Raw genomic sequence first — 8,378 nt, 5'->3', positions numbered from 1 at the left:
AAACTATATACTAGAGATTGTTTATTATTATTAGAATTAAATAATTTATCCATTTCTCCTCAAGGTAAAGGAATAGGAAGTAAAATATTCAATAAAATTGTTGAAGAAGTTAGTTCAATAGAAACAATTGAAAAAATCATACTTTATCCTAAAGATAAATATGCTAAAAATTTTTGGGTAAAAAATGGTTTTAAAGAAATAACTATAGAAGATATTGATTATAGAGTTAATTATGGCTTTAAAAATTTAATATATTATATAAAACATTTTTAAAAATAAAAAGTAGTACACATTATTTATTAAAATAATGCATACTACTTTATTTAAATTAGTGTATACTTGTCTCTATTTAGAATAGCTATTACTTACTAGCTTCTTCAACAGCAACTGCTACAGCAACTGTAGCTCCAACCATTGGGTTGTTACCCATTCCGATAAGACCCATCATTTCAACGTGAGCTGGAACTGATGATGATCCTGCGAATTGTGCATCTGAGTGCATTCTTCCCATAGTATCTGTCATACCGTATGAAGCTGGACCAGCAGCCATGTTATCTGGGTGAAGAGTTCTTCCTGTACCACCACCTGATGCTACTGAGAAGTATTTTTTACCCATTTCAACACACTCTTTTTTGTATGTTCCAGCAACTGGATGTTGGAATCTTGTTGGGTTAGTTGAGTTACCAGTTATTGATACATCAACTCCCTCATGATGCATTATAGCAACACCTTCTCTAACGTCGTCTGAACCATAGCATTTAACCTTAGCTCTTGGACCGTTTGAGTATGGAGTTTCTTTAACTATAGTTAATTTACCTGTATAGTAATCAAACTTAGTTTCAACATAAGTAAATCCATTAATTCTTGAGATTATGAATGCAGCATCTTTTCCAAGACCGTTTAATATAACTCTTAAATTTTCTTTTCTTACTTTGTTAGCTTTTTCAGCTATTTTTATAGCGCCTTCAGCAGCAGCGAATGACTCGTGTCCTGCTAAGAATGCAAAACATTTAGTCTCTTCTCTTAAAAGCATAGCTCCTAAGTTTCCATGTCCTAAACCAACTTTTCTATCATCAGCAACTGATCCAGGAATACAGAAAGCTTGTAATCCTTCTCCTATAGCTTCAGCAGCTTCAGCAGCTTTTTTACATCCTTTTTTAACAGCTATAGCAGCACCTAAAGTGTAAGCCCAAGCAGCGTTTTCGAATGCTATTGGTTGAGTTTCTTTAACTATTTCGTATGGATCGAATCCTAAATTTGTGCAGATTTCTCTTGCTTGTTCAAATGACTCTATACCATATTTCTCCATAACAGGAGTGATTTCGTTAATTCTTCTTTCATAACTTTCAAATAATGCCATTTTAATATCCTCCTTCAATAATAAATCCTAGATTATTCGTGTCTTGGATCTACTGTTCTAACAGCTTCATCAAATCTTCCGTATTGGCTAGTAGCTTTTTCTAAAGCTTCGTTAGCTTCCATACCTTTTCCTATCATTTCCATCATCTTTCCAAGATGAACGAATTTATATCCTATGATTTGATTGTCAGCATCTAAAGCAACTTTAGTTACGTATCCTTCAGCCATTTCTAAGTATCTTGGACCTTTAGCTAAAGTTCCATACATAGTACCAACTTGTGATCTTAATCCTTTTCCTAAGTCTTCAAGACCAGCTCCTATTGGTAGTCCACCTTCTGAGAAAGCAGTTTGACTTCTTCCGTAAACTATTTGAAGGAATAATTCTCTCATTGCAGTGTTTATAGCATCACAAACTAAGTCTGTGTTTAAAGCTTCTAATATAGTTTTTCCTGGTAATATTTCTGAAGCCATAGCAGCTGAGTGAGTCATACCTGAACATCCTATTGTCTCAATTAAAGCTTCTTGAATTATACCGTCTTTAACATTTAAAGTTAATTTACAAGCTCCTTGTTGTGGTGCACACCAGCCCACACCATGAGTTAAACCTGAGATATCTTTAACTTCTTTAGCTTGCACCCATTTTCCTTCTGCAGGGATTGGTGCTGGACCATGATTAGGACCTTTAGCAATTACACACATTTCTTGAACTTCGCTTGAATACATCATATTCTATTTTCTCCTCCCTAAAAAATGAATTATAGCAACAATGTTTAATTTTATAATTATGTAGCTATAGAATTCTTTTAGTTATTATGGGATTATTTTAGTCCCAGTGGGTTACAACTTGAACCCCCTTATATATTCTAACAAATGAATTGAATTGTAACAATATATTTATTAAAATTTTTTTAAAAAAATCTAATAATTTTAAATTTTTCTTCAAATTCCATGTTTATATATATTATTTTTACTTTTAATTCCAAAATTTAATATATTTAAAATGCAAATTATAATTTTATAATTTAAAATAAAAAAACTATTGATTATTGGATAATTTTATGATAATATATTTATATCAAGCCGGAGTGGCGGAATGGCAGACGCAGCGGACTCAAAATCCGCCGACCATAAATCGTAGGGGTTCGAGTCCCCTCTCCGGCACCAAAAAAGACTTTAGATTTTTCTAAAGTCTTTTTTTATATTAAGCATGTGTAATTCTAGGCATCCACATAGGCTCCTTATCTAATTCAGCCCATATATACTTTAAAAGTAATTTCATCTTTAAATCTTTATAGTTTTCATCATCCCATAAATTATTTATTTCATTAGGATCTTTTTGTAAATCAAATAATTCACCATAAGTTTTTCCATAATATATAGTTATTTTATATCTATTATCCACAAAAGTTCTTAAATTCATAGTTTTATCTTCATGTCTATTTTCAACTATTATATGTTCTCTAACTTTTTTCTTTTCTCCACACCAAACTTCTTTTTGATTTATTCCAGTCATTTCTCTTGGAATTTCATGTTGCAAAAAACTTAATAATGTAGGTGCTAAATCTACTAGAGATTGTAGTGAAGTATTAATTTCACCTTTAGGTATTCTATTATCATACCTAACTATAAAGGGAACTTTAATCATATCTTCATAATGAAAAGGACCCTTTCTTATTAATCCATGTTGACCATAAAAGTGTCCATGATCTGAGGTAAATATTATTATTGTATTTTTCTCTAATCCTAACTGCTCTAATTTATCAAGAATTTTTCCTATATAACAATCCATCATACTAATCATTCCATAATAAATAGCTATATCCTTTTTAATATCCTCCTTCTTCTGTAAGTGTGAATGAAATCCATGTACTCCTAATCCTGAATTATTATACTTTGAAAAATCAGGTTCCTTTTCTTGAGTCATTTTAAAATGTGGTGGATTTTTTTCATGTTCTCCATTAATTGCCTGTGGTAAAGTTATATCATCTGGTGAATACATAGATGCCCATGGTTCTGGAACAAAATACTCAGGATGAGGATCAAAAAAAGAACTCCACAAAAAAAATGATTTTTCTTTTTTGCTATACTCTTCTAACTTTATATTAGTTTTTTCTGCAATCCAATTATTATAATGATATTCCTCTGGTATATTCCATTTTCCCCAATTTCTTTTACACTTCTCAAATCCATCTTTTTCATTAGCAATTCTTTCAATTCTTTTATAAATATTTTTATCCATATTTCCTGTAGGTGTTAAAAAATATTCTCTCCAATTTAAACATCCTTTTTTCTCTAACCATAAAGCATAATGTTGACCTATATGAGCTTCATTAGTATGATTTCTTGCAAGCTCATAATAATTAAATCCATAAAAAGGCTCTTTATACTTTTCCCAAAACTCCAAATCTTGTAATATTGGATAAGCTTCCAAAGAATGATATTCTTCTGTAGACTTTAATGGTTGAAAATGAGCCTTCCCTATTAATGCAGTTTCATAATTTTTATTTTTTAAGTATTTTGCTAAAGTTAATTCATTTTCAGGAAGCTTTGTCCCTAATGACCAAGCTCCATGTTGACTAGGATATTTTCCTGTTATTATAGATGCACGTGAAGGAGTACAGGTTGGATTAGTACAATAATATCTAGTAAAAATTGTTCCTTCATTACATAATCTATCTAAATTAGGTGTTTTTATTTCTTTATTAAATTTACCTATAGTATTCCAATGTTGCTGGTCACTTGTTATTAATAAAATATTAGGACTTTTATCCATAAATATTTTCAAGGTTACTATTAATTCTATAAATACGTTAATAAGTTATTTATAAATTCATTAACGTTAATTTATAAATTCTATAGTCCTTGTCTCCTTTCTATTAATTTTTTATATAATTTTAATATATTCTTTTATTCATATTACAAATTTTTAATATGAATAACTTTATAATAAATATCCTTAATAAAAAATAAGTGACTATTATTTTATTAATATAAAATCTTTAGTCACTTAATAATAAATTGTTTTATTTTCTAAAAAACATTGTAATCTTAAGTTTTTATATAATCTATTTATATATATTTTACCAACTTAAAATATTTTGTGTTGAAATAAATCTATATTGATTTATACATATTTGTTTGCAATGATCTGTTGTATTTTGGGAATAAAATAATCTTTCCTCTTCTAATTCTTCTATTTTATTAATCTCTCCATTTAAATAAGAGTTTAATCTATACAATGTACTATTAATTCTTTGATATACTCCACCTAATCTTATATCTAATACTTCAAATCCATGGCCCTTACACTCTTTATACCATAAAGTTCTAACGCTATTATGAAAAGCTGTTAACTCTTCTCTTAATTGTGGAAGTACATTTTCAATAATATTTTTTAATTCTATTTTATTATTTTCTTTATAGGCTTTTCTTATTCGTAATCCTAAATCTCCTTTTACCGATAAATAAGAAGCTAATTTAGAATATAAGGTAAATAATTCTTTATACTTAATTGTTTTATTAGCAGTAATCTCATATTTTTCTGCTAAATTACTATAGTAAGCTTTTAAATCTATACCTTCTATATGTTTATCAAAGGCACCTAATAAAATATCTCCATAGGTTAAATATTTAGATGGATTTAATCCTTCTATATTTGGAGTTTGCACCGTTGGAATTATGTCTAGTTTTTCTATTTCTAAAAAGTCATCCATAGTTAAGCCTGTTAAAAACTCACATCTTCTATTTAACCATTCATTATTTACTTCTTCACTATATCCATGTTCACCAAATAAAATTAATCCTAAAATAATTGTATTAATAGGTGTTTCAGAACCATCATCTCCCCAAGCTGTAGCGAAAACTTCTTTTATTCCTCTTATTTTGCATTGCTTTAATGCTAAGTTAGTAGTTATAAAAGTTTTTGAATAACTAGGAACATAACCAAGCCATCTCCAAATTCCACCTGCAAATATAGTTTTATTATTAAACTTTTCTCTAGCTTTTAATAATTTGCTATATTTTTCTTCTTCAATATTATAATAATCCCAATAAACTAATGAAACTTCCTTTGGAATATTATCCGTTATCTCTTTAGTAATAACAGAATCTATATCATAATATCCTCCATTGGGTGAACCTTCTCTAAAAAACATATCATCCCACATCATAGGATTAAAATCATATTTTTTTGTTATTTCACAAACTCTTTTTAAATGTTCTATCATTAATTTTTGATGGGATACATGTCCATGCTTTGTTAAGTATTCTCCTCTACCTAAATCAAAAGCTTCATCCATACCTATATGAATATTTTTACTTCTAAATACACTTCTTAAAGTACTTACCATACTTTCAATGAATTTGTAAGTATTTTTTTCTCCTACTAAAAGCACATCCTCTGTATCTTTAATATTTTTAGCATATTCCCACCTTAAAGTTTGTTTTAAATGTGCTAATGTTTGTATACAAGGTACTACTTCAATACCTAATCTATATGCAAAATTATCTATTTCCTTTAATTCCTCTTTTGAATACTTTCCTCTTAAATAACCAAAATACTCATATCCATCTACCTCATAAGTATCCTCTGTATAAAGCATAACTCTATTATGTCCTAACAATGCCATGCTCACTATTAATTGTTTAACCTCTTCTACTTTATAGACAGCATTTCTTGAAGCATCAATCATAGCCCCCACTGAATTTATATATGTTTTTTCTTTCTTTTCAAAATTTGTTTTTCCCTCTTTATTAAATTGCATATATAAGCCTAAAGCCCTAAATAAATGATGTGTTTCCTTATACTTTATTTCACTAAACTGACCTTTATAAATTTCTAAGCAATACTCACACTCTTCATCTAACTTAGAAATTTTAACTTTCTCTCCATGGCTACATATATCTAAAGATATAACTCTATTTATCTCTTTTAGAGAACTTAATAACTCTTCAGTTAATCCCACTAAATTTACTTTCATTTATAATTCCCCCATATTATCTTAATTTATTTAATATTAATATTTAATTGTTTATTAATATTAAAGCTACTATTTATTTTTATTACTCCTTTATTATTAGTAAACTCTCCTAAAGTTTTAACCCAAAATGCTATACTACCACCAATTAAAGAAATCCACTTTGGTCCTATTAACTCAATATCCCCTTCTACTTCCACATTAATTGAACCAGTTACAAAAGGTAAGTTATTCCCCTCTTCATCAACAACTTTTACTACAACTCTTGTAGCATCAAATTCATTTCCTTTTAATTCCTTATCATCTATATTCACTTCTAAATCACTTATTATTGGATTTACACAGAATTTTTTTCTTATAACTTCTTCTCCATCTATATAACCAACAAATTCTGCACCTGTCCATTTAGCTCCCCATTCTCCACCATCTCCAGTAACTTTTATAGGTGGATACTTAAGATGTTTTAAATTTTCTTCTATTGTTTCTTCACTTCTTTTAAATTCTCCAACTATTTCATCATTAAACTTTAACTTTATTTCATCACAATTTGTACATACATATATAGGAAATACCTCTCCTCGATCTCTTTCTCCTCTACTCCAATAAGTTAACGGTTCTAAAACAGCTTCTTTTTTATTATCCTGCTGACTTTTATAAATACTAGCTGCCATTTTTGGGATTCTAAACATATCCATTACACCATGATAACAAATTCTATCTCCAGATCCAAAATCATAATGAGTATTGTAATCAAAAGCACACCATCCTATTGCTCCTAAATATTCTTTTGATTCTCTAGCTTTACTCATAACTCTGCCATGTCTTAAAGTATGTTCTACTAATCTTTCCTCTTGGTCAAACTTTTTAGTTGGATATATATGACCACAAAATTCTGTAACTAAATAAGGTACTTCTCTTTCTAATCCTGTAACTTGCTGTCTACTTCTTAAAACTGTTTCTTCTCCCCAGTGAATAAAATCATTCATTGTATATATATCTTCTAAAAATTGACTATTTTCAAGATATCTTATTCCACAGGTTTTTCTACTTTGATCTAAACTTCTAGCAAGATCATTAGTTTTAGTATAAAGTTCTTCATCATCCCATGACTCATTAATTCTTACTCCCCATGTTATTATAGCTGGATGATTATAATCTCTTAAAATCATTCCTTCTACATCTCTTAAAACCTGTTGTCTCCAATCTTCTCTACCACTTATAAATTGCCATCCTGGAATTTCTTCTAATACTAATAATCCTATTTCATCACACCTATTTAAGAAATATGGTGATTGTGGATAATGAGAGGTTCTAACTAAATTTAAAGCTAACTCCTCTTTTAATATATCTGCATCCTTTTCCTGTGATCTCTTAGGCATAGCATATCCCATATAAGGAAAAGATTGATGTCTATTAAGTCCAAATATTTTTACTTTTTCATCATTTATAAACAATCCATTATTTTTTATAATCACTTTTCTAAAGCCTAAAGAGATTACGTTTTCATCTAACAATAAACTTTCTTTATATAAAGCACAACTAGCTTCATATAAATTTGGAGTATCTATAGACCATAAATCTACTACTCCTATTTCAAAAGCCTCTAATTCATACCATTTTTTTCCCAAAGACACTTTAACAGCTATATTTTTTTCTTTATTATTTATGTTAAAATTTAACTTATACTTATCTTCCTTTAATTTATTATTAATTAATAACTTAGGGAAAACTTTAATTTTTCCTTGTCCATTATTTATATTTAGTACTTCATATTTATATAAAATATTTTCTATAAAACAATGATTTAATTCATAAAGACAAACATCTCTATAAATTCCTCCAAAGGTTAAATAGTCAATAACATTTCCAAAAGGAGGAATATCTTCTCTTTCTCTTGAATCAACTTCTACAAGAATTTCATTTTCTTCTTTAAAATCCACATAATTTGTTATTTCAATAAAATGTGGTATATATCCCCCTTTAAATTCACCTACTTTCTTTTCGTTTATAAACAAATTAAAAGCACACATTACGCCTTCAAAG

The 8,378-nt window shown here is 28.5% G+C and carries 6 protein-coding genes and 1 tRNA gene; 2 read left to right on the top strand and 5 right to left on the bottom strand.

The genetic code is table 11. From position 1 onward, the window contains the following. Positions 1-273, top strand: a 273-nt coding sequence (locus GBZ86_RS17145) for a GNAT family N-acetyltransferase (RefSeq protein WP_207707437.1), incomplete at its 5' end; no start/stop codon positions are given. 88 nt (positions 274-361) lie between these two features. Here the strand turns inward: GBZ86_RS17145 and GBZ86_RS10000 are convergent. Continuing rightward, on the bottom strand, positions 362-1,360 hold the full coding sequence (locus GBZ86_RS10000) for a GGGtGRT protein (protein ID WP_152890267.1): 999 nt from the start codon (positions 1,358-1,360) through the stop codon (positions 362-364). Between the two features lie 32 nt (positions 1,361-1,392). Beyond that, on the bottom strand, positions 1,393-2,085 hold the full coding sequence (locus GBZ86_RS09995) for an iron-sulfur cluster assembly scaffold protein (RefSeq protein ID WP_152890266.1): 693 nt from the start codon (positions 2,083-2,085) through the stop codon (positions 1,393-1,395). A gap of 353 nt (positions 2,086-2,438) precedes the next feature. Here GBZ86_RS09995 and GBZ86_RS09990 point away from each other — a divergent pair. Beyond that, positions 2,439-2,523: transfer RNA gene (locus tag GBZ86_RS09990), tRNA-Leu, on the top strand. Between the two features lie 37 nt (positions 2,524-2,560). Here the strand turns inward: GBZ86_RS09990 and GBZ86_RS09985 are convergent. The 3 genes from GBZ86_RS09985 to GBZ86_RS09975 form a co-directional block, all read right to left on the bottom strand. Next, positions 2,561-4,132: a sulfatase family protein gene (locus GBZ86_RS09985; protein ID WP_152890264.1), complete on the bottom strand. Its 1,572-nt coding sequence runs from the start codon at positions 4,130-4,132 to the stop codon at positions 2,561-2,563. A 307-nt stretch (positions 4,133-4,439) separates the two neighbouring features. Then, positions 4,440-6,338 carry a beta-N-acetylhexosaminidase gene (locus GBZ86_RS09980; protein ID WP_152890262.1) on the bottom strand — a complete coding sequence of 633 codons (1,899 nt, stop codon included), beginning with the start codon at positions 6,336-6,338 and terminating at the stop codon, positions 4,440-4,442. A gap of 26 nt (positions 6,339-6,364) precedes the next feature. Next, positions 6,365-8,378 (bottom strand): glycoside hydrolase family 2 TIM barrel-domain containing protein (locus GBZ86_RS09975; protein ID WP_152890260.1); only part of this gene is annotated, 2,014 nt, incomplete at its 5' end.

The sequence above is a fragment of the Clostridium tarantellae genome (genome assembly GCF_009295725.1).
Taxonomy (GTDB): domain Bacteria; phylum Bacillota; class Clostridia; order Clostridiales; family Clostridiaceae; genus Sarcina; species Sarcina tarantellae.
Note: the sequence above shows the minus strand (reverse complement) of the source record. Positions and strands in the feature narration are given on the sequence as shown.

Bases quoted from the DNA above. Each gene is read 5' to 3' on its own strand.
- GBZ86_RS09980 (WP_152890262.1), bottom strand. From the start codon at position 6,338: ATGAAAGTAAATTTAGTGGGATTAACTGAAGAGTTATTAAGTTCTCTA.
- GBZ86_RS10000 (WP_152890267.1), bottom strand. From the start codon at position 1,360: ATGGCATTATTTGAAAGTTATGAAAGAAGAATTAACGAAATCACTCCT.
- GBZ86_RS09995 (WP_152890266.1), bottom strand. From the start codon at position 2,085: ATGATGTATTCAAGCGAAGTTCAAGAAATGTGTGTAATTGCTAAAGGT.
- GBZ86_RS09985 (WP_152890264.1), bottom strand. From the start codon at position 4,132: ATGGATAAAAGTCCTAATATTTTATTAATAACAAGTGACCAGCAACAT.